The organism is Nonomuraea sp. NPDC052116, from assembly GCF_040680035.1.
Classification (GTDB): Bacteria; Actinomycetota; Actinomycetes; order Streptosporangiales; family Streptosporangiaceae; genus Nonomuraea; species Nonomuraea angiospora_A.
In genome coordinates, this window is record NZ_JBFAWA010000015.1 from 100,383 (window position 1) to 125,730 (window position 25,348).

The window sequence follows — 25,348 nt, forward strand, 5'->3', positions numbered from 1 at the left end:
CCCCAGAACCCCGTTCGCCTCCCAACCACCCCGGCGCGCTCAACCAAACTCGCGCCATGACCTCTCTCCCTCCCACCCCGGCAACCCACCCACCAGCATCAACAACCACCCTCACAACCCATGGAAGGTCCACCCACCCCACAGAGCCCGACACCCACAACCCCATCGCCGCCCCCACCCTGGGCTGCCTCCACCAAACACTCCACCCCAACAGAACGCCTTACCCACCCAAGGCAACACAGGGCACCCCACCACCGCCCACCCACCGGTTCCCCAAACCGGCCCAAGATGCCGCACCATCTCCACCCCACCACCCCCTCAACCCACCCCGAGGAGACGAACCACCTCACACTCACCAAGCCCTCACACCCAGCCAAGAACCCACACCTCCCCGTACTGGCCAGGCCCCCACACCCACGCAAAAAGCCATGTCGCCCCACCTTCGCCGTGCCCTCACGGCAGCCCAATGTGCCCTGACAACACTGCTCTTCGCGGCCGCCGCGATCCTTCTTCTCCCCGCTCCCTCAGCGAGAGCATCTCCACCCACATGGCGCTGGCCACTGGACGGACATCCCCGCGTGCTGCGCCGCTTCACCCCACCGCCCGAGCCCTGGCTTGCCGGACACCGCGGCATCGACCTGGCCGCTGCCCCATCCACCCCAGTCCTGGCAGCCGGCACCGGCACAATCCGCTTCGCCGGCCCCGTAGCCGGAAAAGGCGTGGTCACCGTCGAGCACGAAAGCGGCCTCCGTACGACGTACCTCCCTGTCAAAGCGTCCGTACGGCGAGGCGAACCCGTCGCCCCGGGATCCAGGCTCGGCGTCGTAGAAGCCTCATCAGGCCACTGCCGGGAATCTTGCCTGCACTGGGGCCTCCGACGCGGCACCCATTACCTCGATCCCCTCCTGCTCCTGGGCCAGGCGACCATCCGCCTCCTCCCCTTCTGGCACGAAGACGAGAACCCGCTCCCGCATGAGCACTCTCAACGGGATGTCGACGAGCACGAGCACCTCCTCCAACCACCAGTCGGAGAGACCACCAGCCCGCTCACCACACAGCCACGAAGATCCCCAGCCGACCTCGACCCTGCACCACCAGCAACGCCAAGGGCCCCGGCCGCCACCCCACTCACCCTCACCTTGATCAAGCACGGGACCCACAGCCTGCCCCGGGACACCCCATTGCCAAGCCGTCACGACAGCACGCCAAGCCAACGCCACCCCCTGGCAGCCGCCAGCTCCTTCGCTCCCACCACCTCACGCCAGAGACACCACCCCGCTCTCTCCACCCCGGCGCTCGACTTCCTGACCCGCTCGGCCTCGACCACCACCACGACATCGGCAATTGGCCTCAGCACCCTGCTAGGGATAGGTCTCCTGATCACAGCCCTGCGCAGCCACAGACGTACTCGAACAGACCGCCGTCCCCGACGAAGGGGCCAGCACCGCGCCACCACGGGAGAAGAGCAAGGGCCCGCGAACACCGGCGCCCGACACCGTGTTGAGAAGCACCCAGCGCCCAGCCGCCCCACAACCACCAACGCGAAGTCCGGCCGCCACCGCAAATCCGCGACCGACACAAACTAGAAGATCATCCGACGACGCATTCAGCCAACCATCGACCTACCCGCGTACTTGATCATCGCTATCTCTCATCAGGCCCTCGGGTGCGCCTGTCGGTAAGCCGCCCGCAGCCGCTCGATCGAGACATGCGTATAGATCTGCGTGGTGTTCAGAGACGCATGTCCAAGCAGCTCCTGAACACTCCGCAGATCCGCACCACCCTCAAGCAAGTGAGTTGCCGCACTGTGCCGCAACCCATGCGGCCCCATGTCCGGAGCCCCGTCCACCTGAGCCAGCCGCGCATGCACGACCCGCCGAACGGTCCCCGCATCGATTCGGCCACCCCGCACCCCAAGGAAAAGCGCAGCCCCTGACCGCGCCCGAACCCACAACGGCCGTCCGTGAATGCACCACTTGTCCACCGCCCGAAGAGCAGGCAGCCCAAACGGCACAGACCGTTCCTTGCGCCCTTTTCCCAGGACCCGGATGACATGCCGATCCCGATCCACATCATCGACGTCGAGCCCGCACAACTCGCTCACCCGCACACCGGTGGCGTACAGCAACTCAAGAAGGGCTTGATCTCGAAGTTCCTTCGGTTCCCCAGCCGAGGGCATCTCCAGGACGGCCTGCGCCTGCTCCTGAGCTAGAACAGCAGGCAACGGCCGAGCCGCCTTCGCGCTGCCCAGCAACAACCCCGGATCGGCCGCAAGCCAGCCGCGGCGATAGCAGTAGGCGGTAAAGGTACGAACGCAAGCGGTCCGCCGCGCCAGCGTGGCCCGAGCCTTGCCGGCCCGATACTGCCCAGCCAGCCACTCACGAAGCACCCCGATGTCTAGTCCTTCCAGCCGCCCATCCACATGATCAAGCAAGGAGTTCACGTCAGTCAGATAGGCCCGCACCGTGTGCTGCGAAAGATCCCGCTCAATCCGCAGATGCCGCCCGAACTCCCCCACCACTTCTTCACGACCGACGACACCCCCACTCATCCCAGAACCCCCACTCCGATCCCTCCCAGTAGCTGCCATGTCACAACAGGCAGGAAAAACTTCACCACCCCACTCAAGCTCAACCCCATCCCAGGAACAACACATAACCACCGGAGTCAGAACAACACCGCGCCTCTCAACCACGAACCAACCCTGCATGTGGTCAACCAGCACCTGGTCTGCCCTGTCTCAGGCCATTTCGCGTCAGGTTCGCCAGCCCTGGAGGCGCCCAGGACCCCATTGCGCGCCAGGCCAGGCCCTCGACCGGGGCCCGCAGATGTCCAGCCGCCCGCCCGGGTTAACGGCACTTCGGAGACCTGTTCGAAGTCAGCCAGGTTGCAGGTTCTCGTAGGTGCCGTGGTGAACGACCTCGGTTCCCTCCACCCTGGCATGGACCACCTCCACTCAACCCGGGGCACACCACGACTCCACCAGAGTCAGGGCACACCAAGGTCTCCATCAAAGTCGGGGCGGTTCACGTTGCCTTCCCGCGTTGAGCCGACCCAGCACCATGGAGTGGAGTCACACCGCCTGGCCGCGCATCTTCGCCCTGGACCCTTTCGGCCATGACAGCAACAGGCGCAGTGCCGCCTCGCCTTGATCGTGGTCTGCGCCATAGGACCGAGCGAACTCGGACGACCGCTCACGAGCGTGGAGTTGGAAGTTCAAGAGCGAGGAGTTGGGAAATGGTGACGGCCATCGCTTGATCCTTCGAGGGCCTAAGTCGAGACCGAAGGAGAGCAAAGCGATGGCCGCAGACATCAGTCTGCCCCGCGAGCGGTGGTTCGCGAAGGGGATCCGCAACCGGTAACCCCGACTTTGTCGCAGCCCGTGATCAATGCTCTGACCAGCACAGACAAAGCCGTTCACATCCCTGATTTCACTGACATCTTCGTCGTTCCGCTGACATTCACCAGTTGAAGCGGCCGACATTTGAGCATGGAGAAAACCTCCCTGAGCCCCGCTGCGTCCACCGACTCCTGGACGCCGGGCGCCCCCTCCGGGGACCAGCGGACGCGCGGTCTGAGGATGATGTGGTTGAGGCGGGGAGGGCACACAGCGGTGGGTGTCGCCGAAGGCTGAGAGCGCTTCAGAAACGACGCGCTCTGGAGCACCCGTACGCTCCTCGAAAACAAGAACGCCGGGCGGGGCGGGGCTCGAATGCGTGGCGGCGGCCCGGGGCGCAGGGTTACGTCCCGCAGAGGCCGGCTTAGAGGAGTATGTTCGCCTGCCTCCACGTCTCAGTGACGGTGACTCATGGCATCGCCCGAACGGGCACCCTCGCCTCGTACCAAACGGTCCTGGCAGGTCAGACAATTGTCCCTACCCGTCCACCGCATAGACGAACTCGGCGGTCTTGTCGGACCGGAGTTGTCCGTCAGATGGCGACACACCGACCGCCGACCGCCGACCGCCGACCGCCGACCGCCGACCGCCGACCGCCGACCGCCGACCGCCGACCAGAGCATGGCGGGCCGTTACCCACGTGACAAGTCGTTGCCCAGTTCCCAAGGCTCTGTCGTGTCGGACGCCATCCCCGTACATCACGGCCGGCTGTTGGCGCATGGCTGGGCGGCTTGGCGGGCCATTCCCTGCCCAAGCTGACGGGCCATTCCCTGCCCGAGGACTCTGTACCGATCGGGCAGCAGTTTCTCGGCCCATAGCGGCCGTCGCATTGGCTCGGTCCGAGTGCCTTCAGAGGTGGATTGTTTGTGCCTCAGCGCCAACCGTGCTGCTCGGGTTCGAGGGGGAAGTCGTCGTCTGGGAACGGGGGGTCGTCGGATGCGTCGGGCTCGGGGGTAGCTGGGGGTTCTAGGGCCGCGGAATCGGGGGCTTTGGGGTAGGAGGCGAACTGTTTGCGGAGGCGCCAGCCGTTTGTGGTTCGTTCTATGTAGCCCGCGGCTGCTAGGCCGCCCAAGGCGCTCAGGGTGGCGTCCAGGCTCAGCCCTGCGGCGACCGCTATGGACGCAGGACCTGCGCCGCCGCGGGTGGGGATCGCGTCGAGGACCTTTCGGGTAGGTTCGTTGAGTTTGTCTCTGGGGAGTGCAGGTGCTCGGGATTGAGGGGCCAGGTCGTCGCCTATTACGCCGACCAGGTCGACCATCTCCTCCGGAGAGGTTACGCATACGGCTTTGCGGTCGCGGAGAAGCTTGTGGCAGCCGGCCGACATGCTCGAGGTGACCGGGCCAGGGACTGCCGCCAGGTGTCTGTTGAGCGATACGGCGTGGGCGGCTGTGTTGAGAGCTCCGCTGCGTAGGGCTGCCTCGACCACTACCGTCCCCCTCGACAGGGCGGCTATCAGGCGGTTTCTGATGAGGAAGCGGGCTCGGGTGGGGTGGACGCCGGGCGGGCATTCGCTGATCACGACGCCCCGATCTCTAACGGCGGAGAACAGGACTTCGTGGCTCGCCGGGTAGCAGATGTCCACACCGCAGGCCAGGACCACCACCGTTGGTGCGTCGGCGGCCAGGGCTCCTCGGTGAGCCGCACCGTCCACACCGTGGGCACCGCCTGACACGACGGTCCAGCCCGACTCGCCGAGACCGACGCCGAACTCGGCAGCAATGTGGGTGCCGTACGACGTGGCGGCTCGTGCTCCTACGACCGCCACCGACTTGAGACAGGAGAAGCGCAAGTCGGCCGTGCCATGGAGCCACAGACCAAGAGGGCGGCCGGGGCCTAGCTGGTCCAGTTGGGTGGGCCATTCCGGGCTTCCTGGGGTGACCAATCGGGCTCCGGACCTTTCTCCGTTTTCGAGGTCTGCTGCTGGGTTGGCCGCTGCCAGGCGGGCGTGCCAGGCGTTGAGACGGGCGGTGAGGTCGGGGGGACGATCTTGGTGGGCTTCCTGAGCCCGCTTGACCTCCTGGGCTACGAACTCTGGTGGCAGAGTGCGGGCGCGGATCGCCTCCACTGCCGATGAGGCCCCGTACTGCATCACGAGACGGCCCATGATGGGGTCGCCGACGTCCGCCGCCCTCATGAGCGCGGCTCTGGCCTCAGTTTCGCTCCTGGCCGAGATTGAGGCCGAGGTCGATGTAGTGGCCGAGGGGGCGACCCTAGCCGAGGGGCTAATGGCGGGCGAGGTGGCGACCGCAGTCGAGGTAGTGGTCGTGGGCGAGGTGGTGATCGTGGCAGTGGTGGCCACAGCTTCTTCCGGGATTGAGCTGGGCATGAGGGTTCCTGGATGGATGGGGGTGGGCGGTGGTGAGAGCTGAACGGGATGAGGACCTGGTCGTAGTGCGGGAGTAGGTCATGGTGGCGGAGCAGGTCGCGGTGCCGGAGCACGTCATAGTGCCGGAGCACGTCACGGTGCCGGAGCACGTCATAGTGCCCAAAGCACGTCGCGGTGCTGCATGCGGCCCGGCGTGGGTTTGGGGTGGTGGGGTTGGGTTTGGGGTGGGTGTTAGGACTTCACTCCTAGCCAGAAGCTGAGGGCGGCATTTGTTTCGTCCTCCTCCGGGGTGTCCTTGTCGGCCAGGTCGGCGAGGGTCCAGGCGACGCGTACGACGCGGTCCAGGCCGCGGGCGGTGAGGGTGCCGGAGTCGAGGCAGGACGTCATGGGTTTCATGGCCTCGTTGGACGGGCGGTAGTCGGAGTGGAGCAGGGAGGAGGGGATTTCGGCATTCGTGCGCCAGGGCGTGCCGGTCAGGCGTTTGGCGGCGCGTTCGCGGGCCAGGAGGACGCGTTCGGCCACTGTCTTGCTCGTTTCTACGAACTGGCGGTCGGCCAGGAGTTCGCGTCTGGACGACCGGACCACGGTGACCTTCATGTCTATGCGGTCCAGGAGCGGGCCGGAGAGCCTGCCCAGGTAGCGGCGCTTGATCGTGGGGGTGCATTTGCAGGTATCCCCTTGGTCCTCGGCCTGGGCGCACGGGCAGGGGTTGGCGGCCAGGACGAGCATGAACCTGGCCGGGAACGTGACCGAGCCCGCGGACCTCGACACCGTCACGCGGCCGGACTCCAGAGGCTGCCGGAGGGCGTCGAGCACGTGGCGGGGGAACTCGGGGGCCTCGTCCAGGAAGAGGACGCCTCTGTGGGCGAGGGAGACGGCTCCTGGACGTACGATCGCGCTGCCTCCGCCGATGATCGCGGCGGATGTCGCCGTGTGGTGGGGGCTGACGAACGGGGGTCTGCTCATCATGGGAGCGTTCGGCGGCAGGGCGCCCGCGACGGAGTGGATGGCCGTGACCTCCAGGGCGTGGTCGAGCTCCAGGTCCGGCAGGAGGGTGGGGAGGCGTTCGGCCAGCATGGTCTTGCCGGTGCCCGGCGGGCCGAGCATCCAGAGGTTGTGGCCGCCTGCCGCGCACACCTCCAGAGCCCGTCGGGCGACCGGCTGGCCCACGACGTCCGCAAGATCTACCGCCGGGCCGTCGGTGGACTTGGGCAACTCAGCGCACTCCTCGACCCGGGGCTCGGGCTCGTCGTCTCCCCTGCGCAGCCACTCCACGAGCTGGCGGAGATGTGAAACCGGGATCACTTTGACGTTGGGCACCAGGGCGGCCTCGGCTGAGTTCGCGGCGGGGACGACGACGGTGACGTCACCATGTTTGGCCGCGCCGAGGATGGAGGGCAGAACGCCGCGCACAGGTCTGATGCGGCCGTCGAGGCCGAGCTCACCCAGGAAGAACGGCTCCGCGATGCGCTCGGCCGGGATCACGCCCGCGGCGCCCAGAATGGCCACGGCTATGGCGAGATCGAACTGAGAACCGCGCTTGGGGAGGCTGGCCGGGAAGAGGCTGACGATGATGCGGGCGTCGGGCCAGGGATAGGCGCTGTTGACCATCGCGGACCTGACCCGATCTCGGGCCTCGCTGAGCGCCGTGTCGGGAAGGCCGATGAGGTGGATGCCGGCCAGGCCGTTGCCCACGTCGGCCTCGACCTCGACGGTGCGGCCGGCGACTCCGATCACGGCCACGCTGCGCGTACGGGCCACGGCCATCTAGATCGCCCCCCGTACGTGACTCAGGGCGAAGTCACCGGCGAAACGCTCAAGGGCGACCACGTCCACCCGTACGGTGCGGAACGTGCGCGGCTGCGCAGCCAGCCACTTGGCCGCGAGCATCCTCAGCCTGGCCAGCTTGACCGGGCTCACGGACTCCAGGGCTGTGCCGTGAGATCTGCCCGATCGGGTTTTGACCTCGACGACGACCAGGGTGGGGCCCTCTTCGGCGATGATGTCGATCTCGCCGTGGCGGCAGCGCCAGTTGCGGGCGATTATCTGCATCCCCTCGGCCTCCAGGTAGGTCACCGCTACCTGTTCGCCTTGTTTGCCGAGGTCTTGGTCGTGTTTCGCGGCCATGTGCCACCTCCGTCGTCGGTCTGGTGCTGGTCCGGGCACCGACTTTCCTGGATGAGGGGTGGTGGGGGTGGGGCCGAATGGGGTTCTGGGGATGGTGGGGGTGGGTCAGAGCTCGGTTGTGGATAGCGGGGTTGCGGACGGGCGCGGTTGCGGACGGGCGGGGTTCTGGGTCCAGGGATGGGTGAGGGGCTGAGGCTCGGCGGTGCTGGTCGGCGAGTGGCTCGGTCGCACGGGCCTCACGCGGTGGGGGCACGGGTCCGTGGACGAGGCTCGGGTCAGGCAGGGCCCGACGGGCTGAGGGCCGACGGTCCTGGCCAGCGGTCCTGGCCATCGGTCCTGGCCAGCGGGCTGGGGCCGTGGGCTGGGGCCGCGGGCTGGGGCCGCGGGTCCGGTTCGCGGGTGAGGGCTTGCGGTGCCGATGGCTGTGGTGGCTGGCGTTTCGGCCAGCTGATCGCATGTGGGCATGGGTGGTGTGGCTGTGGGCACGGTGGCATGGCTCGACACCGTGCCATGGGGCAGCGTGGGGCCGTGGGCGACCCGGTGCCGTGGGTGGTGTGGGCAGGCCTGCGGGCATGCGTGGGTTGCCGCGGCTGTGCGTTATCGCGGCTTGTGGCGGTGGATTGCGTCGCTCATCGAGCGACGAGGGGCCTCAGCAGTGGCTCGCAACGGCCGCTGCAAGACGGCAGCTTGGGGACCTGAGGGATGACGCTCGTAGGAGTGGTCAGCGGCGTCAGTCGACCTGACCGGCGCACCAGGGTTAGCGGCTGGCTCACAGAGGTCGATGCGGGTGGCGGTTTGGGGGCTGTACGCCGCGGTGAGCCATCCGGGCGCCACAGCGCCGGCATAGGGCCGCTCTGGGGCGCCATAAGGCGCGGTGAGCGTGGGTACGCGGCGCTGGCCGCCTCGCACGGCCCACGGTGACGGCTTGCCGGGGCAGTGCACAGCAGCGGCTGACCGTTCCAGTCCTCAGTAGTGGCCGACCGTTGCAACCCTCAGCAGCGGCTGACCGTTGCAGTCCCACGGTGATGGGTCGCCGTTGCAGTCCCACGGTGACGACATGCGGTTACAGTCCACGGCGACGGTTCCTCGGTGGGAAGCACGCGTGTGGCCCGCGAGGCGTGTCTGTGGCGCCTGGTGGTGAGGTTGTGGGGCGCGTGCTGGCTGAGCCCGTCCAGAGGCATGCCGCCAGCGGCCGGTCAAGCTGCGAGAGGGTACGGCCCCCGCCTCGTCACCCCGAGAACCCCTCCTTGGGCATCTCGAGGTCCGCCTTGGCCAGTTCTTCCACGTTCACATCTTTAAACGTGACCACCCGAACGTTCTTCACGAACCGCGCCGGCCGGTACATGTCCCACACCCAGGCGTCCTGCATCTTCACGTCGAAGAAGACGTCGCCGTTCTCCGCGGTACGGACGTCGAGGTCGACCGAGTTGGTCAGATAGAACCGACGCTCAGTCTCGACCACGTACGTGAACAAACCGACGACATCCCGGTATTCGCGGTAAAGCTGCAGCTCCATCTCGGTTTCGTACTTTTCGAGATCTTCTGCGCTCATCGCGGTCCTCCTGTCGTACCGGTCCCCCGGTTCGCCTGCTCAGGCAACCCCGGCCCCCATTTCATTTTCACCCATCCCCCTCGCCACCGTGACGAAGGAGTATCGGTGATCAGGACACGGCCCGTGCGTTTCCAGCGCCAGCCGGTGTCCTGGTGTGACATACCCCTTGTGCACCGCGAAACCGTACTGCGGGTAGCGCCCGTCGAGCGCGACCATGAGGCGGTCTCGAGTCACCTTGGCCACGATCGACGCCGCCGCCACGCATGCGGCCACCTGGTCCCCCTTCCACACGGCCAGCGACGGCGCCGGGAGGCCCGGCACCGGGAAGCCGTCCGTCAGGATGTACTCCGGGTCACAAGGCAACTGTGCGACAGCCCGCCGCATTCCTGAAACGTTGCATTTGTGAAGACCTTTAGCGTCGATCTCCCCCGGCGGGATGATCACCAATCCGATGTGGGAGACACGGACGATCTGGTCGTACAGACGTTCGCGCACCGCCGGGGACAGCAGCTTCGAGTCGCCGAGGCCGTCGATCTGCCTGCGCAGGATCACGGCCGCGACGACGAGGGGCCCCGCGCAGGCGCCGCGGCCGGCCTCGTCGACGCCCGCGATGGGGGTGAGGCCGCGGCGGGCGAGCGCCCGCTCATAGGCGTAGAGTCCGGAATCGCGCCGGACGACGCTTGGCCGAGGGCGGAACGCAACTGTCATGACAGAGGCAGCGTACGCCCCAAACGCCGCGAACCGCGACCGAAAGCGACCGCTATTTGACCTTGTCGAAAGTGTCAGGACGGGAGAAGAGATACCCCCGGGACAGCGGCCAGTAGCGCACCACGGCCTTGCCGATCACGTCGTTCTCCGAGATGAACCCGCCTCCGGCCTCGTCCATGTGGGCCCGCGAGTCGGCCGAGGCGCTGCGGTGGTCGCCCATCAGCCAGAGCTTTCCGGGCGGCACGGTGACGTTGAACTTATCGCCGGAAGCGTAATCGCCGGGGTAGAGGTAGGAAGTCTCCTCCAGCGGCGTGCCGTTGACCGTGATGCGCTTCTTGGAGTCGCAGCACACCACCTTGTCGCCGCCGACGCCGATGACCCGCTTGATGGTGTCCTCGCCGGTGTTCCAGCCCTTGAAGACCACGATGTCGCCGCGCTCGGGCTTGCCCGCCAGCTTGTTGACGAAGACCCGGTCGTTGACCAGCAGGGTGTTCTCCATCGAGACGGACGGGATGTAGAACGAGCCGACCACGAACGCCTGCAGCAGCAGCGCGATGCCCACGCCCAGGACCAGCAGCAGCACCGTCTCGCGGAAGCCGCCCTTCTTCTTCTCTTTCCCCACGCCCTCCGCCTTCTTGGTGACGGCCATCAGCGCCTCTTCCCCTTCCAGCGGCGACGAACCAGGACCAAGGGTACGGCCAGCCCGAACCCGGCGACCAGCGGTACGGAGCCACCGAGCGCCTGAAGCGCCGGCTGCGAGAACGTGTCCGGAATATCGATCGAGGTCGCCCGGTTGAACGGCCAGACGATCACGAAGGCCCGCCCGATGACCTGGCTCACGGGAATGGAGCCACCACCCGCGTCACCGGTGTGGGATCGGGAGTCGAGCGAGACCGACCGGTGGTCGCCCATCACCCACAGCCGCCCCTCAGGCACCGTGATGTTGAAGAACTTGTCGGACGGCACGTTGCCCGGATAGAGATAGCTCTCCTCGTCGATGGGCGTGCCGTTGACCGTGATGCGATTCTTGGAGTCGCAGCACTTCACGTGGTCGCCACCGACGCCGATGACCCGCTTGATGTAGTCCTTCTCGCCGGGCACGATGCCGAACGCCGTGCCGACCCAGCGGAAGAAGGCCGCGACCGGGTTGGACGGCTCCTCCATCTGGAACTCACCGTCCCAGGAGTCGACTCCCGAGAAGACCACCACGTCTCCGCGCTCGATGTCGCGCGTGTGGTAGACGAGCTTGTTGACCAGAACCCTGTCGTTTTTCAACAGGGTGTTCTCCATCGACTCCGACGGAATGTAGAAGGCCTGGACCACAAACGTCTTGATGATCAGGGCCAGCACCAAGGCCACGACGACAAGAACGGGCAGCTCTTTCCAGAACGACCCCTTCTTCTCCTTTTTCTCGCCTTTTGCTGGCTTCTGAGTCTCTTCGGCGACCACGTCCACCTCGTCCTCGACAGGGCGGCGCGCCGCGCCGTGCTCCTGGCTCTCGCTAGTCATCGCTGACGAGCCTAGATGATGCTTCGGCTCGACAAGCCTCGACCGACGTTACACCCATGCACGAGTCGCTCCACATAAAGGAAACGGCCCTGTAAAGCCGAATGGCCCGCGCGAGTGCGCGGGCCACGAAAAGACCGGGCTACTTGGCGGCCGTCGTCTCGCGCTTCTCGCGGATACGGGCGGCCTTGCCGCGCAGGTCGCGCATGTAGTAAAGCTTGGCCCGGCGCACGTCGCCGCGGGTCACGAGCACGATCTTCTCGATGACCGGGCTGTGCACGGGGAAGGTGCGCTCGACGCCGACGCCGTAGCTGACCTTGCGGACCGTGAAGGTCTCACGGGCGCCGGCGCCCTGCCTGCGCAGCACGAAGCCCTTGAAGACCTGGATACGGGAGCGGTTTCCTTCGACGACTCGAACGTGAACCTCGAGCGTGTCACCGGGGCGGAAGCTCGGCACGTCGCTGCGCAGCGTCGCCTTCTCGAGCTCCTGGATCTTCGTGTGCATGAGAGCTGTCCTCAAGTCCTCGCGAGCACGCGGAGGTCCACCCGGCCGTGGCTCGCGGCGGACACGCCTGCTGATGTGATGAACCCGGGATCGTTTCCCGGGCATGACAGACCAACCAAATGACGGTTGGCAGCGATTCAGTTTGCCATATCTTCGCGCTCGACGCGAAACGACAGCTCCTCAAGGAGCTTCCTGTCGTGCTTGTCGAGCGTGTCCGGGTCGAGCGCCGCCGCCAGCTCCGGCCTGTTCCGTACGGTACGGCGCAGCGCCTGGTCACGCCGCCATCTGGCGACTTTTCCGTGATGCCCGGACAGCAGCACCTCAGGCACTTCATGCCCCCGCCAGACGGGCGGCTTGGTGTAGACGGGGCCCTCGACCAGATTCTGCATGGAACCGGGCGCGAACGAGTCGTCCACGGCCGACTGGGCGTTGCCCAGCACACCGGGCAGCAGCCGCCCGATGGCCTCGACCATGACCAGCACCGCCACCTCGCCCCCGGCCAGCACGTAGTCGCCGATGCCGACCTCGTCGACCCGCAGCCGGGAGCCGTACTCCTCCATGACCCGCGAGTCGATGCCCTCGTACCGCCCGCACGCGAACAGCAGCCACGGCTCCCCCGCCAGCTCCTGCGCCAACTCCTGGGTGAACGGCCGCCCGCTCGGCGTCGGAACGATCAGCCGCGGCGCGCCGTCCCCGGTCACGTCGTCGATGGCCTCGCCCCACACCTCGGGCTTCATGACCATGCCCGGCCCCCCGCCGTAGGGGGTGTCGTCCACGGTCTTGTGCACGTCGTGGGTCCAGTCACGGAGCTGGTGTACGCGTACGTCGAGCGTGCCGCGCTCGCGGGCCTTGCCGATGAGCGAGACGTCGAGCGGCGCGAAGTATTCGGGGAAGATCGAGATGATGTCGAGCCGCATCACAGCAGGCCCTCTGGCGGGTCGACGACCAGCCGACCGCCCTCCAGGTCGATCTCGGGCACGAGTTCCTTGACGAACGGGATGAGCGCCTCGTCCGCCCCGATCCTGCGTACCACCAGGAGGTCCTGGCCGTGGTGGAGAACGTCGGTGATCTCGCCCACGGGCTCCCCCGCGGCGGTCTCCACCGTCAGGCCGATGAGCTGATGATCGTGGAACTCGTCGGGGTCGTCGGACGGCGCCACCTCGGCCGAGTCGATGACCAGCATGGTGCCCCGCAGCTCCTCCGCCACGTCGCGGTCGGTGACCCCCTCGAGGGTCAGCAGCAGGAAGCCCTTGTGCCAGCGGCGGGCCGCGACGACGAGCGGCCCCCTGTCGGCGGGATCCGTGGCGATGGACGTGCCCACGGCGAAACGCAGCTCGGGATCGTCGGTGCGTACCTCCACGGACACTTCACCGCGCACCCCGTGCGGACGGCCGATCCGGCCGACGACCAGCTGCAACATGAACTCCTAACGCAAGCGCCCCCATCGGCCGCAAAGCCGATGAGGGCGCGGAAACCTGACGCTAACGGACTGTTTCGTGCAGGTCGAGCAGGTCGACCCGTACGTACTTCCCGTCGGCCAGGGCGTTCACAACGGTGCGCAGCGCCTTGGCGGTGCGCCCGCCGCGTCCGATGACCTTGCCCAGGTCCTCGGGGTGCACCCGGACCTCCAGGACGCGCCCGCTGCGAATGCGGCGTGCGCGGACCCGGACATCGTCTGGATGTTCGACGATGCCCTTGACGAGGTGCTCGAGAGCCTCCTCGAGCACGTCAGGCCTCGCCCTCGGCCTGGGTCTCGGCGGGGGCCTCAGCCTCTTCCTTCTTCTTGGCCTTCTTCGGCGTGGTAGCGGCCGTGCCGGTGTCGCCACCGGACAGCGTCTCCTTGGCCGCGGCCTCGTAGAGGGCGTGACGGTCAGGCGCGGGCTCGGCGACCTTCAGCGGCGCAGGGGCGGGCTCGCCCTTGAACTTCTGCCAGTCGCCGGTGAGCTTGAGCAGCTTGAGGACGGGCTCGGTCGGCTGCGCGCCGACCCCCAGCCAGTAGGCCGCACGCTCGGCGTTGACCTCGATGCGCGAAGGGTCGTCCTTCGGGTGGTACAGGCCGATCTCCTCGATCGCCCGGCCGTCACGCTTGGTGCGGCTGTCGGCGACGACGATGCGGTATTGAGCGTTGCGGATCATGCCGAGCCGCTTGAGCTTGATCTTGACTGCCACGGGTGTGGTCTCTCCTGCATTCGAGCGTGGGTGAACGGCATCTCGCCGAGTGGGGCACGACGGGACGACGCTCCAGGGACAGGCGCGTCCGGCGGGAGATGAGAGGGCACCCGCATGGCCACGATGTTCCAACATGCCATTGTGCCAGATCTACGGCACTGCCATCGACGTTCCGTCACGGCGCGTCGCCTCCGTCCGCGCCCGAAGGCTCGGCCCTGCGTGCGACCTGGCCGCCTGTACGGCGAGCGACCCGCTCATGCTATCCCGCCGGCGCATGATCTCCGGCCGCGCGAACGGGGGCGACCGGTTCCGGGTGGGGCGTGCGGCAGGTCCAGGCGAGCAGCCGTACGAGAGGGCGGATGCAGGCACTCAGAGCGACGGGACTGCCGGGAGTCCACCAGGGGCCGCGGCCGGCGCGGCGCGTCTCCCGGGGGCCAAGAGCACGCCGCTGCGGGCTCCACGGCGGGCAGCCGGCATGGGAAGCCCAAGGAGGGGAGACCGGAGCGTCGACGCGGAGGCCCGACGCACGCCGCCCGCGGAAACCGGAGCGGCATCGTCGAAAACCGGAGTGCAGGTCCGCCGGGAGGCAGAGTCCCGGCGGTGGTTACTTCTGGCCGGGCAGGCGGAACTTGGAGGGGTCGAAGCCGGGCGGCAGCTCCACGCCCGGAGGCAGCTTGCCCCCGAGGTTGCCCAGCAGGCCACCGCTCTTGGGCTCCGCCTCCGGAGCCTCGGCGGAAGAGGCCTTGCCGAGGGCCGCCTTGCGCGGGTCGCCGCTGACGCGCCGCCCCTTGGCCTTCTTCTGAGCCTTGCCCGCCTTGCCGCGACCGCCCGGCATGCCGGGAATGCCCATGCCGCCCGCCATCCGCTTCATCATCTTCTGCGCCTCGAAGAAGCGGGTGACGAGGTTGCTGACGGCGGTGACCGTGACGCCGGAGCCGGCCGCGATGCGGGCCCGGCGCGACCCGTTGATGATCTTGGGGTCCTGGCGCTCCCCGGGCGTCATCGAGCGGATGATGGCGGCGATGCGGTCGAGGTCGCGGTCGTCGATGGAGTTGAGCTGGTCGCGCATCTGCCCCATGCCGGGCATCATGCCCAGCAGGTTTTTGATGGGCCCCATCTTCTGGACCATCATCATCTGCTCGAGGAAGTCCTCGAGCGTGAAGTTCTCGCCCGACGTGAGCTTGCCCGCCATCTTGGCGGCCTGCTCCTCGTCGAACGTCTTCTGGGCCTGCTCGATCAGGGTGAGAATGTCACCCATGTCGAGGATGCGGGAGGCCATCCGGTCAGGGTGGAAGGCGTCGAAGTCTTCGAGCTTCTCACCCGTGGAGGCGAACATGATCGGCCGGCCCGTGATGTGCCGCACCGACAGGGCGGCGCCACCGCGGGCGTCGCCGTCGAGCTTGGTCAGCACGACCCCGTCGAAGCCGACGCCCTCCATGAACGCCTGCGCCGTCGTGACGGCGTCCTGGCCGATCATGGCGTCGACCACGAACAGGACCTCGTCGGGCGAGACCGCGTCGCGGATGTCGGCGGCCTGCTTCATCATCTCCTGGTCGATGCCCAGGCGGCCGGCGGTGTCGATGATGACGATGTCGTGCAGCAGGCGCTTGGCCTCGTCGATCGACGTGCGGGCGACCTCGATCGGGTCGCCGGCGCCGTTGCCCGGCTCGGGGGCGTAGACCGCGACCCCGGCGCGCTCGCCCACGACCTGGAGCTGCTGGACGGCGTTGGGGCGCTGCAGGTCTGCGGCGACGAGCAGGGGCGTGTGGCCCTGCTCGCGCAGCCACCTGGCCAGCTTGCCGGCCAGGGTGGTCTTACCGGCGCCCTGCAGACCCGCCAGCATGATGACGGTCGGCGGCGTCTTGGCGAGGCGGAGCCTGCGCGTCTCGCCGCCGAGGATCCCGATCAGCTCGTCGTTGACGATCTTGACGACCTGCTGCGCCGGGTTGAGCGCCTGGGAGACCTCGGCCCCGCGGGCGCGCTCCTTGACCTGGGCGACGAACGCCTTGACCACCGGGAGCGCGACATCGGCCTCCAGCAGGGCGATGCGGATCTCGCGGGTGGTGGCGTCGATGTCGGCATCGGACAGCCGGCCTTTGGACCGGAGGGAGGAGAAGACCGATGTCAACCGGTCGGATAGCGTCTCGAACACGTGGTTGGCCAGTCCTCGAAGCGAATGAACGTCTAAGACTCCAGCCTATCCGCTCCGCTAGCCGCTCCAGCCTGGCACGGCCATGCGGACCGAGAGCGCGTGCTCGACCAGGTTGATCAGCGCGGTCTTGACCGAGTCCTTGGACCTGGCGTCGAGGCGCACCATCGGGATGTGCGGCGCCAGGGTCAGGGCGTCACGCACTTCGGTGTCGCTGTGGGCGTACTGGCCGTCCCAGCCGTTCACCCCCACGATGAACGGCAGCTGCGCCTCTTCGAAGTAGTCGATCGCGGGGAAGCTGTCCGCCAGGCGGCGCGTGTCCACGAGCACGACCGCGCCGATGGCGCCGCGGACGAGGTCGTCCCACATGAACCAGAACCGGTGCTGTCCGGGCGTGCCGAACAGGTACAGGATCAGGTCGCGATCGAGCGAGACGCGACCGAAGTCCATGGCGACGGTGGTGGTCGACTTGAGCGGTGTCATGCCCAGATCGTCGATGCCCTTGGAGGCGTCGGTCATGACGGCCTCCGTGGTCAACGGCATGATCTCCGACACCGCGCCGACGAAGGTCGTCTTGCCCACCCCGAACCCACCGGCGACCACGATCTTCGTCGAGGTCAAACCGGGGCTAGAGCCTGCGAAGTCCACTGAGCACCCTTTCCAGCAGGTTGACGTCCGGCCTACCCGCTTCCAGCTGCGGCTGATGCACCCGAACCAAACCCTCTGCCGCCATGTCCGCGATCAGAACACGCACCACACCGAGCGGGATCCGCAGCAGCGCCGAGACCTCAGCCACCGACCTGACCTGCAGGCACAGCTGGCTGATCGCCTTGTATTCGGGGGTGATGTGCGAGAACTCCCGGTGCTCGGCGGTCGCCGAGGACACCAGGGCCTCCATGGCCAGCTTGACCTTGGGCGCGGTACGCCCGCCGGTCACGGCATAGGGCCGTACCGGCGAGGCGGGGTCGTTGCTGGGCGGCGGCTGAGGGGGAGGCTGCCAACTCCCACTGTTCTGGGAATCCCACGCACCACTGTTATGGGAGTCCCAGCCGCCGCTGTTCCATCTGGGGTCTGTCACCTACATCACCTGGTCTGGCTGGCGCGCAACTCTGCGCGCACAGCCGGGGTAAGCACCTGGCCGGCGCGATCAACCATCAGCGTCATCTGATACGCCACCAGACCCATGTCACAGTCCGGAGCCGCCAGCACCGCCAGACACGAACCGTCGCTGATCGACATGATCAGCATCAACCCGCGCTGCATCTCCACGATCGTCTGGTTGACCGGCCCGCCCTCGAACACCCTGGCCGCACCCTGCGTCAGGCTCACCAGGCCCGACGCGATGGCGGCCAGCTGGTCAGCCCGGTCGGCCGGGAATCCCGCGGAGGCCGCGAGCGGCAGCCCGTCTGAGGAGACGACCACCGCGTGCGCGACGCCAGGAACGGTGCTGACGAAATCGGTGATTAACCAGTCCACCCCACGTGCCGACTGGCTCAAGTCATTCATGCGCGCTCATCCCTGCTTTCAACACTTCTCGGACCGGAGGGGTACGTCCTGCCCTCGCTGATGTCGTCACGTGCCGCCCTGAACCCCTGCTGGAAGCTCGAAAGGCGGCTGCGCACCCGGTCCGGCGAGACCGCCGGCATGGGGGCGACGCCCTTGGGCGCCGAGACGGTGTCGGCCGAGCCGGGCACCAGGTTGGCCTTGGGCACCCGCTTGGGCAGCCCCGCCGCGGTCGCACCGTCGCGTACCGGCTCGACGACCGCCTCCGCGGCGCTCCAGCCCGCGTCGGCCTTGGCGGAACCCCAGGTGGCGGCGCCCTCGTTGCCGTGCTCGAACCAGGCCGACTCGACCGAGGCGAAGATCGGCAGGTATTCGTCGCCCGAAGAGGCGGGCTTCACGGCCGGGATGGGACCGGTCGCCGCCGACTCCGTTTCGGGGAAGTCGTACCTCGGCTGCCCCATGTCCATCTGGTCGCCGCCGAAAGGCCGCCTCGGCAGGGAGTTGCCGTTGTCCTGGCCCCATTCGCCCGGCCGGCTGTTGGAGTTGCGCGCCGGCACCCAGACGTCAGAGGTGTCGTAACCGCCGCTGCTGCTGCGCGGGTCGGCCGGCCAGCCCACGTCCACGCTCGGCTGGGCCGAGAAGGACGGCTGTGAGGGGAACGACGGGTGCCCCGGCCCGGGCTGGTAGCCACCCGGACCCCACTGGGGGGTGGGCGGCGGCGGCACGGGCGGCATGGAGGGCTGCTGCATCGGAGGCAGAGGCATGGGAGGCATGGGCGAACGGGCGCCGAAGCTCTCGTCGAACGAGTCCAGCGTCCCCATGCCGGTGCCGCCGGGGGTCGCGTAGGCGGGAGCCTGCGAGCCGAGCAGCGCTTCCGGCATCAGGACCATGGCGGTCAGACCGCCGGTGCCGTGGGGGCGCAGCTGCACCCGGATGCCGTGGCGGTGCGCAAGACGCGCGACCACGAACAGGCCCATGCGCCGCGACACGGACACGTCCACGGTGGGGGCGTCCATGAGGCGGTCGTTGGCGATGGTGAGCTCGTCCGGGGTCATGCCGATGCCGGAGTCGCTGATCGACAGCATGACGCCGCCGCCGTCGATCCGGCTGCCGGAGACGGTCACCCTGGTCTCGCGCGGCGAGAACGACAGGGCGTTCTCGATCAACTCGGCCAGCAGGTGAATGACGTCGTTGACGGCCTGGCCGGCCACGGCGACGCCGTCGGGCACCTGGAGGACGACCCGCTCGTAGTTCTCGACCTCCGACAGCGAGGCGCGCGCGACGTCGACCAGCTTGACGGGCTTGCTCCAGCGGCGGGGCGGTTCCTGGCCGGCGAGGACCAGCAGGTTCTCGCTGTTACGCCGCATACGGGTGGCCAGGTGGTCCAGCTTGAACAGGTTGCCGAGTCGCTGCTCGTCCTGTTCGCCCTGCTCCAGACCGTCGATGAGGGTGATCTGGCGTTCCACCAGCGTCTGGCTTCGGCGGGACAGGTTCACGAACATCGCGTTGACGTTGCTTCGCAGGCGGGCCTCCTCGCCCGCCAGCCGGACCGCCTCGCGGTGGATCTCGTCGAACGCCCGCGCGACTTCACCGATCTCGTCCTGAGAGGCGACGCCGATGGGCTGGACGTCGACGCTCTCGACCGACTCGGACTCACGGAGCTGGCGCACGGTGTCGGGCAGGCGGCGACCGGCGATGAACAGTGCCTCCCTGCGCAGCCTGCGCAGGGGGCCGCTCAGCGAGCGCGCCATGAAGACGGTGACCAGCAGCACGAGGATGAGCAGGATCAGGATGCCGACCGCGACGATGACGGCGCTCTGCTGCTCGGACCCTTCCAGGGTGCGGCTGCGGAGCACGATCGAGTCGGCCACGCGCTGCTCGACCTTGCGCATCCCGTCGACGGTCTCGCTGATGGCGGCGAACCAGTCCTTGCCGTCACGGGTGAGCCCGAGCTTCGGGTCCGACACGTTCCGTGGTTGCCCCAGGCTCTGCAGGAACAGGGCTCGGGCGGCCAGGATCTCCGCGCGGTCGTTGGCCTTGCCGCTGACGGTGTCGTCGTACGCCTGGCGCAGCTCAAGGGGGACCTGCGCCCGGAAGGTGGCCAGCTCGCTGTTTTTCTGGGCGCGCGCGGCGATGAAGGAGTCAAGCTCCACCCGACCGAATTCCCGGGTGGCCAGGGCCGCCACGAGCAGCGCGCGCTGCGTGGAGACGTACTGCTTGGCCCGGGAGAGGGCGGCGAAGCCGGAGACGCTCGCCGAGAGCTCCTTGTCGACCGCACCTTGGTCGATGGTGTCGTTCAGGGAGAGGAGGTCTGTGATGAACCGGTCGTAGAGCTCGATGACGGAGTTCACGTCGAGCTGGGAGTCCATCGCGTTCTTACGCGCGGTGTCGAGCTCGTTGAGACGGTTCTTGATGCGCAGGGCCTCGGGCGCCTGAGGGCTGTCGGAGGTCGCCAGCGCGTCGACGCTGCCCTTGACCTCGGCGACGAGCTTGTTGACCGGCTCGTACTGATCGGTCACTTCGGTCCGGCCGGCCTTGCGCCCGAGGGCGACGAAGCGCGCGGTGTAGTCACGCTCCACCTCGACCTCGTGCGCGAGCGCGGTCAGCCGGCTCGCCAGCACGGCGACCTCGTTGACCTGCGCGTAGTCGCCGGCGCTCGCGATCGAGGTGGTGACACGCAGGCCACCGAGCACGAGCGCGGCGAGGGTCGGGATGACGACCAGGACCAGCAGCTTGGAACGCACACGCCAGTTACGCAGGGAGAAACGCGATCCCGTCCGAGCCTTCCCGGCTTCGCCCGCAACGCCAGGGGCGACCGGCTGCGGTCCACCGGACGCATGTCGGGGGGCTTCCTCTATTAAGCCCGGATCCCCGCCCACAGAGGGGACAACACTCTTCACTTGCCTCCGCAACCTCTCCTCGGACGGTCTGGTGCACGAAGATCACGTTATGCAGGTGTTTGCGGTGTGACGCCGACGCACCCTTGGGGCGAGAGCTTATTGGAGCACATCAACACGAGATCGGCCAATAGCGCAAAGATCACGGTCGACACACAGCTGCACATTTTACGCAAATCACAACACCTGCCACAGGCCCTAGAAGTCAAGCCAGGTCCGAGATATTAATCGGACAAAAGGGATATATCGCCACATATGGTGATATATCTTGTTAATTTTAGGAGTTCCCGGTGCATCGGGAACTACGGCCTGCGCTAGGGTTCGACCGTCGCTGACACCCTCAGTTACCAACACCCCCACCCCCATGGGTTCATAAGGAGACGCGTAATGCGGTTCGGTGCATTAGGGCGTAGTGCCCTGATTGGGCTTGTGAGCACCCTCGTCATCACCGGCTGTTCAAGTTCCGGCGACAAACCAGAAAGCGCGAGTTCCGCCGCCGGTGGCATGAAAACCGACCTGTTGGTCGGACAGTATCCGGGTGCGGACTCTGCGCCACTGTTCATCGCCATGGAGCGCGGCTTCTTCAAGGAAGAGGGCCTCAACGTCAAGCAGGAGCCCATCCAGGCTCCCCAGGCGGTGCTCCCCAAGCTCGCCAACGGCCAGATGGACGTGGTGCTGGGCAGCTACGCCACCATCCTGACCATCCAGCAGGCCGGCACTGAGAAGTTCAAGTACATCGCGGACTCCTACCAGGGCGCGCCCGGGGCCTTCGGCATCATGGTCAAGAAGGACTCCCCGATCAAGCAGGTCGCCGACCTGAAGGGCAAGAAGATCGGCGTCAACATCGTCGGTGGTCTGGGAACGCTCACAATGAGCCCCCACTTCAAGATCGCCGGTCTCGACCCCACCCCCGGCAAGGACATCACCTACGTCGTGATCCCGACGACGGAATGGATCTCCTCGCTGGACAAGGGCAGCGTCGACGCCGTGTGGATGACGGACCCGTACGTCAGCCAGGCGAAGAAGGAGATCGGCGCCACCATGCTGCTGGACACCATGTCCGGCCCGACCGACGGTCTGCCCATCACCGGCTGGGCCGCCACGGAGAAGTGGACGCAGAACAACCCCAAGACCCTGGCCGCCTTCCAGCGGGCCATGGCCAAGGCGCAGCAGATCGCCGCCACCGACCGGAGCGCGGTCACCAAGGTCCTGCCGACCTTCACCAAGATCCCGGCTGAGACCGCCGCCACGATCAACCTCGGCGCCTACCCGACCTCGCTGAACTCCCAGCGCATCCAGCGGGTGGCCGACCTGATGTTCGACTCCGGCCTGCTCAAGCAGAAGATGGACGTCAACTCGATGATCTACGCAGCACCTCAGGGATGATGACCACGATCAACCCGGCGCGGCGCGGGCAGACCCCGCTCGCCCGCGCCAAGCTGGCCAAATACACCCGCCACGCCATCGGCGTGGCGGGTTTTCTGCTTGCCTGGCAGCTTCTCGGCATGACGGGCCTGTTCAAGTGGATGCCTCCGGCCGCGGAAACCCTGGCCAGGACGTTCTCCCTGGCCGTGGACCCGGAGTTCCTCGGAGACATCGGGGGCACGCTCACGGCCGCGGTCATCGGGCTGCCGCTGGCCGTCCTGATCGCCGTCCCGATCGGGCTGCTGCTGGGAACGGTCCCGGTGGTCGAGGAGATGACCCGGGTCTTCGTGGAATTCCTGCGACCCATCCCCTCGGTGGCGCTGATCCCGCTGGCGCTGTTCTTCTTCCAGCCGGAGATCAACGCCAAGGTGGCGCTCATCGTGTTCGCCGCCTCCTGGCCGATCCTGATCAACACCCTGTACGGCGTGCGTGACGTGGACCCGCTGGGCAAGGAGACGCTGCGCTCGTTCGGGTTCGGCCCCGGCGCGGTGATCTGGCGGGTCGCCCTGCCGAGCGCGGCGCCCTTCATCGCGACGGGCGTCCGGCTGGCCGCCTCCATCACGCTCATCCTGGCCATCAGCGTGGAGTACATCGTGGGCGGTTCGGTCGGCGTCGGAGGCTTCCTCATCGAGGCGAGCACCGGCATCGGCATGGACGCGCTGATCGATGTCGTCGCGGTCCTGATCTGGGCCGGCGTGATCGGTCTCGTCGTCAACATCCTGCTCGCGCGCGCCGAGCGCCGGCTGTTCAGGTGGCGGAACACATGATTCTCACCCTGGTCAAGCGCCTGTGGCTGGTCCCGGTCATGTTCTTCGGCTGGGAGCTGCTCGCGGGGGCGCTCGCCACTCCGTTTCTCCCCGGACCGACCCTGATCCTGTCTCGGATGTACGAGATGTGGCTCTCCGGGCCCTATATCTTCACCGAAGAGGCGGTCCACAACTTCCTGCCCAGCCTGATCAGGGTGGTCGGTTCCTGGGCCATCGCCGTGGTCGTGGGCGTGGGCCTCGGCGTGGCCATCGGCAGGACCCCCTGGCTGGCCGACATCGTCGAACCGCTGATCGAGTTCGGCCGGGCCGTGCCGCCTCCCGTGATGCTGCCGATCTTCCTCGTGCTCTTCCAGATCGGCCCGCAGGTGCAGGTCGCGACCATCGTGTTCGGCATCGTCTGGCCGATCCTGCTCAACTCCATCGACGGCGCGCGCAACCTCGACATGCTGAAGGTCGAGACCGCGGCCGTCTTCGGCGTGCCCGCCCACCTGCGGTTCTTCCGGATCATCCTGCCCGCCGCGGCACCGAAGATCTTCGCGGGCCTGCGCCTGAGCGTCTCCCTGGCGCTGATCCTCATGGTCATCTCCGAGCTCAAGGCCAGCACCGAGGGATTCGGCTATCTCCTCAACATGGCCGTCAGCGCCGCCGACATGCCCGCCATCTGGGCCAACGTGGTGCTGCTCGGCGTGCTGGGCTTCGCATTCAACTCACTGTTCCTCACGGTGGAGCGGCGCGTGCTGTCCTGGCACCGCAACGCCTACCGCCTCGCATAGGAAAGACCACTGCTGTGACCGACCTGTTGTTGAAGAACGTGAAGGTTGTCACCCACGAACACGACGACCCCGTGGAGGCGGACATCGCCATCGCGGACGGCCGCATCGTACGGGTGGAGCCGGGCCAGTCCGCCGCCGGCGAGGTGATCGACGGCGGCGGCAAGCTGGCCTTCCCCGGAGTCGTCGACGCCCACCAGCACTGGGGCATCTACAACCCGCTGCCCGAGGACACCGAGTCGGAGAGCCGGGCCAGCGCCCAGGGCGGCGTGACGACGGCGCTCACCTACATGCGGACCGGCCAGTACTACCTCAACAGGGGCGGCTCCTACGCCGAGTTCTTCCCGGAGGTGCTCAGGCAGGCCGAGGGCCGGGCCTACGTCGACTACGGCTTCCACCTGGCGCCCATGTCGAGCGGGCACATCGGCGAGCTGCCCGACCTGGTCGAGCGGTTCGGGGTGCCGTCGTTCAAGATCTTCATGTTCTACGGCGGGCACGGGCTGCACGGGCGCTCCGACGACCAGCGGGCGTTCCTCATGCTGCCGGAGGGCGAGCGCTACGACTACGCGCACTTCGAGTTCGTGATGCGTGGCGTGCAGGCGGCCAGGGAGCGGCTGCCCGAGCTGGCGGGCGAGATCTCGTTGTCGCTGCACTGCGAGACGGCCGAGATCATGACCGCGTACACGAAGCTCGTGGAGGAGGCCGGGGACCTGAGCGGCCTGGCCGCCTACAGCGCCTCGCGCCCGCCGCACTCCGAGGGGCTGGCCGTCTTCATCGCCTCCTACCTCGCCCACGAGGCGGGCCTGGCCAACATCAACCTGCTGCACCTGTCCTCCGCCAAGGCCCTGGACGCCGCCGTCCGCATGGCGGCGACGTTCCCCCACATCGACTTCCGCCGCGAGGTCACGATCGGTCACCTGCTCGCCGACATCGACACGGCCAGCGGCATCGGGGCCAAGGTCAACCCGCCGATCAGGCCCCGCGAGGACGTCGAGGCGCTGTGGGGACACGTGCTCGACGGCACCGTGGACTGGGTGGTCAGCGACCACGCCTGCTGCCGCGAGGAGCTCAAGTTCGGCGAGCCGAGCGACAACGTCTTCGTGGCCAAGGCCGGGTTCGGCGGCGCCGAGTACCTGCTGCCCGGCCTGGTCACCGAAGGCCGCCGCAGGGGCCTGCCGTACGGCAGGATCGCCGCGCTGACCTCGTGGAACCCCGCCAAGCGGTACGGCCTGCGCACCAAGGGCACCATCGCCCCCGGTTTCGACGCCGACATCTGCCTGGTCGACCCCGGGCAGACCTGGACGGTTCGCGCGCAGGACTCGGAGTCGACGCAGGAGTACACGCCGTTCGAGGGGTTCGAGCTGACCGCCAAGGTCACCGACACGTTCGTACGCGGCAACCACGTGCTCGACGCCGGCAAGATCGTGGGCCGCCCGGTGGGCCGCTACGTGTCCCGGCCCGCCTGAAAGCGCGTGCGCCTGCAAAGACGATCATTCCTCGGGTACGCTCACGCAAAGTAACGTGTCTCGCTCTCCCAAATCCAAGTA

24 protein-coding genes are annotated in these 25,348 nt (G+C 67.5%); 6 read left to right on the forward strand and 18 right to left on the reverse strand.

Features of this window, described 5'->3' with window-relative positions:
* Positions 1–428 precede the first annotated feature (428 nt).
* A complete protein-coding gene (locus AB0L65_RS27750) occupies positions 429–1,586 on the forward strand; it encodes a peptidoglycan DD-metalloendopeptidase family protein (protein WP_364250680.1) in 1,158 nt (385 codons plus the stop codon).
* A gap of 68 nt (positions 1,587–1,654) precedes the next feature.
* Here AB0L65_RS27750 and AB0L65_RS27755 read toward each other — a convergent pair whose 3' ends face one another.
* Both AB0L65_RS27755 and dprA read right to left on the reverse strand, forming a co-directional pair.
* Positions 1,655–2,551, reverse strand: coding sequence for a tyrosine recombinase XerC (locus AB0L65_RS27755; RefSeq protein ID WP_364250683.1), 897 nt, complete (start codon positions 2,549–2,551; stop codon positions 1,655–1,657).
* 1,717 nt (positions 2,552–4,268) lie between these two features.
* Positions 4,269–5,531, reverse strand: coding sequence for a DNA-processing protein DprA (gene dprA / locus AB0L65_RS27760; RefSeq protein ID WP_364250686.1), 1,263 nt, complete (start codon positions 5,529–5,531; stop codon positions 4,269–4,271).
* Here dprA and AB0L65_RS27765 point away from each other — a divergent pair.
* Entirely contained in the window at positions 5,530–5,766 is a 237-nt protein-coding gene (locus AB0L65_RS27765) for a hypothetical protein (protein ID WP_364250689.1), read from the forward strand. The two genes, dprA and AB0L65_RS27765, sit on opposite strands and share 2 nt — an antisense overlap.
* Before the next feature lie 188 nt (positions 5,767–5,954).
* Here the strand turns inward: AB0L65_RS27765 and AB0L65_RS27770 are convergent, their stop codons facing one another.
* The 16 genes from AB0L65_RS27770 to AB0L65_RS27845 all read right to left on the reverse strand — a co-directional run bounded on the left by AB0L65_RS27770 (position 5,955) and on the right by AB0L65_RS27845 (position 20,686).
* Positions 5,955–7,490 carry a YifB family Mg chelatase-like AAA ATPase gene (locus AB0L65_RS27770; RefSeq protein WP_364250692.1) on the reverse strand — a complete coding sequence of 512 codons (1,536 nt, stop codon included), beginning with the start codon at positions 7,488–7,490 and terminating at the stop codon, positions 5,955–5,957.
* A complete protein-coding gene (locus tag AB0L65_RS27775; RefSeq protein ID WP_364250695.1) occupies positions 7,491–7,850 on the reverse strand; it encodes a YraN family protein in 360 nt (119 codons plus the stop codon).
* A 1,228-nt stretch (positions 7,851–9,078) separates the two neighbouring features.
* Complete coding sequence (locus AB0L65_RS27780; protein WP_026215037.1) at positions 9,079–9,402, reverse strand: DUF2469 domain-containing protein; 324 nt, start codon at positions 9,400–9,402, stop codon at positions 9,079–9,081.
* 39 nt (positions 9,403–9,441) lie between these two features.
* Complete coding sequence (locus AB0L65_RS27785) at positions 9,442–10,110, reverse strand: ribonuclease HII (protein WP_350730342.1); 669 nt, start codon at positions 10,108–10,110, stop codon at positions 9,442–9,444.
* Between the two features lie 52 nt (positions 10,111–10,162).
* A complete protein-coding gene (gene lepB, locus AB0L65_RS27790) occupies positions 10,163–10,759 on the reverse strand; it encodes a signal peptidase I (protein ID WP_364250698.1) in 597 nt (198 codons plus the stop codon).
* The gene (gene lepB / locus AB0L65_RS27795) at positions 10,759–11,565 is read right to left on the reverse strand and encodes a signal peptidase I (RefSeq protein WP_363962933.1); all 807 of its coding nucleotides are present in this window, start codon (positions 11,563–11,565) and stop codon (positions 10,759–10,761) included. Before lepB (AB0L65_RS27795) ends, lepB (AB0L65_RS27790) begins: the two co-directional genes overlap by 1 nt.
* Positions 11,566–11,758: 193 nt before the next feature.
* Positions 11,759–12,121: a 50S ribosomal protein L19 gene (gene rplS, locus AB0L65_RS27800; protein WP_364250701.1), complete on the reverse strand. Its 363-nt coding sequence runs from the start codon at positions 12,119–12,121 to the stop codon at positions 11,759–11,761.
* Positions 12,122–12,258: 137 nt separating this feature from the next.
* Positions 12,259–13,038 carry a tRNA (guanosine(37)-N1)-methyltransferase TrmD gene (trmD, locus tag AB0L65_RS27805; RefSeq protein WP_364250704.1) on the reverse strand — a complete coding sequence of 260 codons (780 nt, stop codon included), beginning with the start codon at positions 13,036–13,038 and terminating at the stop codon, positions 12,259–12,261.
* On the reverse strand, positions 13,038–13,538 hold the full coding sequence (rimM, locus tag AB0L65_RS27810; protein ID WP_364251064.1) for a ribosome maturation factor RimM: 501 nt from the start codon (positions 13,536–13,538) through the stop codon (positions 13,038–13,040). Before rimM ends, trmD begins: the two co-directional genes overlap by 1 nt.
* Positions 13,539–13,602: 64 nt before the next feature.
* Complete coding sequence (locus AB0L65_RS27815) at positions 13,603–13,848, reverse strand: RNA-binding protein (protein WP_113699978.1); 246 nt, start codon at positions 13,846–13,848, stop codon at positions 13,603–13,605.
* Between the two features lies 1 nt (position 13,849).
* Positions 13,850–14,290, reverse strand: a complete 441-nt coding sequence (rpsP, locus tag AB0L65_RS27820; protein ID WP_364250707.1) for a 30S ribosomal protein S16 — start codon at positions 14,288–14,290, stop codon at positions 13,850–13,852.
* Between the two features lie 604 nt (positions 14,291–14,894).
* On the reverse strand, positions 14,895–16,442 hold the full coding sequence (ffh, locus tag AB0L65_RS27825) for a signal recognition particle protein (RefSeq protein WP_350730332.1): 1,548 nt from the start codon (positions 16,440–16,442) through the stop codon (positions 14,895–14,897).
* A 57-nt stretch (positions 16,443–16,499) separates the two neighbouring features.
* On the reverse strand, positions 16,500–17,060 hold the full coding sequence (locus AB0L65_RS27830) for an ATP/GTP-binding protein (RefSeq protein WP_350730330.1): 561 nt from the start codon (positions 17,058–17,060) through the stop codon (positions 16,500–16,502).
* Between the two features lie 7 nt (positions 17,061–17,067).
* Positions 17,068–17,376 carry a DUF742 domain-containing protein gene (locus AB0L65_RS27835; RefSeq protein ID WP_319719344.1) on the reverse strand — a complete coding sequence of 103 codons (309 nt, stop codon included), beginning with the start codon at positions 17,374–17,376 and terminating at the stop codon, positions 17,068–17,070.
* Between the two features lie 146 nt (positions 17,377–17,522).
* A complete protein-coding gene (locus AB0L65_RS27840) occupies positions 17,523–17,945 on the reverse strand; it encodes a roadblock/LC7 domain-containing protein (protein WP_185071550.1) in 423 nt (140 codons plus the stop codon).
* Positions 17,942–20,686, reverse strand: coding sequence for a nitrate- and nitrite sensing domain-containing protein (locus tag AB0L65_RS27845; RefSeq protein ID WP_364250710.1), 2,745 nt, complete (start codon positions 20,684–20,686; stop codon positions 17,942–17,944). The genes AB0L65_RS27840 and AB0L65_RS27845 overlap by 4 nt, the downstream gene beginning before the upstream one ends.
* A 657-nt stretch (positions 20,687–21,343) precedes the next feature.
* Between AB0L65_RS27845 and AB0L65_RS27850 the strand changes: the two genes are divergently transcribed.
* Genes AB0L65_RS27850 through AB0L65_RS27865 form a run of 4 tightly spaced genes read left to right on the forward strand, consistent with a single transcriptional unit; the run spans position 21,344 to position 25,267 of the window.
* Positions 21,344–22,225 (forward strand): ABC transporter substrate-binding protein, encoded by an 882-nt coding sequence (locus AB0L65_RS27850; protein WP_355207017.1) that lies wholly within the window; start codon positions 21,344–21,346, stop codon positions 22,223–22,225.
* On the forward strand, positions 22,222–23,031 hold the full coding sequence (locus AB0L65_RS27855; RefSeq protein ID WP_364250714.1) for an ABC transporter permease subunit: 810 nt from the start codon (positions 22,222–22,224) through the stop codon (positions 23,029–23,031). The genes AB0L65_RS27850 and AB0L65_RS27855 overlap by 4 nt, the downstream gene beginning before the upstream one ends.
* The gene (locus AB0L65_RS27860) at positions 23,028–23,804 is read left to right on the forward strand and encodes an ABC transporter permease subunit (protein ID WP_364250717.1); all 777 of its coding nucleotides are present in this window, start codon (positions 23,028–23,030) and stop codon (positions 23,802–23,804) included. Before AB0L65_RS27855 ends, AB0L65_RS27860 begins: the two co-directional genes overlap by 4 nt.
* A gap of 14 nt (positions 23,805–23,818) precedes the next feature.
* Entirely contained in the window at positions 23,819–25,267 is a 1,449-nt protein-coding gene (locus tag AB0L65_RS27865) for a dihydroorotase family protein (RefSeq protein ID WP_364250720.1), read from the forward strand.
* The last annotated feature ends 81 nt before the right edge of the window (positions 25,268–25,348 follow it).

Bases quoted from the DNA above. Each gene is read 5' to 3' on its own strand.
- AB0L65_RS27750 (WP_364250680.1), top strand. From the start codon at position 429: ATGTCGCCCCACCTTCGCCGTGCCCTCACGGCAGCCCAATGTGCCCTG.
- AB0L65_RS27755 (WP_364250683.1), bottom strand. From the start codon at position 2,551: ATGAGTGGGGGTGTCGTCGGTCGTGAAGAAGTGGTGGGGGAGTTCGGG.
- AB0L65_RS27765 (WP_364250689.1), top strand. From the start codon at position 5,530: ATGAGCGCGGCTCTGGCCTCAGTTTCGCTCCTGGCCGAGATTGAGGCC.
- dprA (WP_364250686.1), bottom strand. From the start codon at position 5,531: ATGAGGGCGGCGGACGTCGGCGACCCCATCATGGGCCGTCTCGTGATG.
- AB0L65_RS27770 (WP_364250692.1), bottom strand. From the start codon at position 7,490: ATGGCCGTGGCCCGTACGCGCAGCGTGGCCGTGATCGGAGTCGCCGGC.
- AB0L65_RS27775 (WP_364250695.1), bottom strand. From the start codon at position 7,850: ATGGCCGCGAAACACGACCAAGACCTCGGCAAACAAGGCGAACAGGTA.
- AB0L65_RS27780 (WP_026215037.1), bottom strand. From the start codon at position 9,402: ATGAGCGCAGAAGATCTCGAAAAGTACGAAACCGAGATGGAGCTGCAG.
- AB0L65_RS27785 (WP_350730342.1), bottom strand. From the start codon at position 10,110: ATGACAGTTGCGTTCCGCCCTCGGCCAAGCGTCGTCCGGCGCGATTCC.
- lepB (WP_364250698.1), bottom strand. From the start codon at position 10,759: ATGGCCGTCACCAAGAAGGCGGAGGGCGTGGGGAAAGAGAAGAAGAAG.
- rplS (WP_364250701.1), bottom strand. From the start codon at position 12,121: ATGCACACGAAGATCCAGGAGCTCGAGAAGGCGACGCTGCGCAGCGAC.
- trmD (WP_364250704.1), bottom strand. From the start codon at position 13,038: ATGCGGCTCGACATCATCTCGATCTTCCCCGAATACTTCGCGCCGCTC.
- AB0L65_RS27840 (WP_185071550.1), bottom strand. From the start codon at position 17,945: ATGAATGACTTGAGCCAGTCGGCACGTGGGGTGGACTGGTTAATCACC.
- AB0L65_RS27850 (WP_355207017.1), top strand. From the start codon at position 21,344: ATGAAAACCGACCTGTTGGTCGGACAGTATCCGGGTGCGGACTCTGCG.
- AB0L65_RS27855 (WP_364250714.1), top strand. From the start codon at position 22,222: ATGATGACCACGATCAACCCGGCGCGGCGCGGGCAGACCCCGCTCGCC.
- AB0L65_RS27860 (WP_364250717.1), top strand. From the start codon at position 23,028: ATGATTCTCACCCTGGTCAAGCGCCTGTGGCTGGTCCCGGTCATGTTC.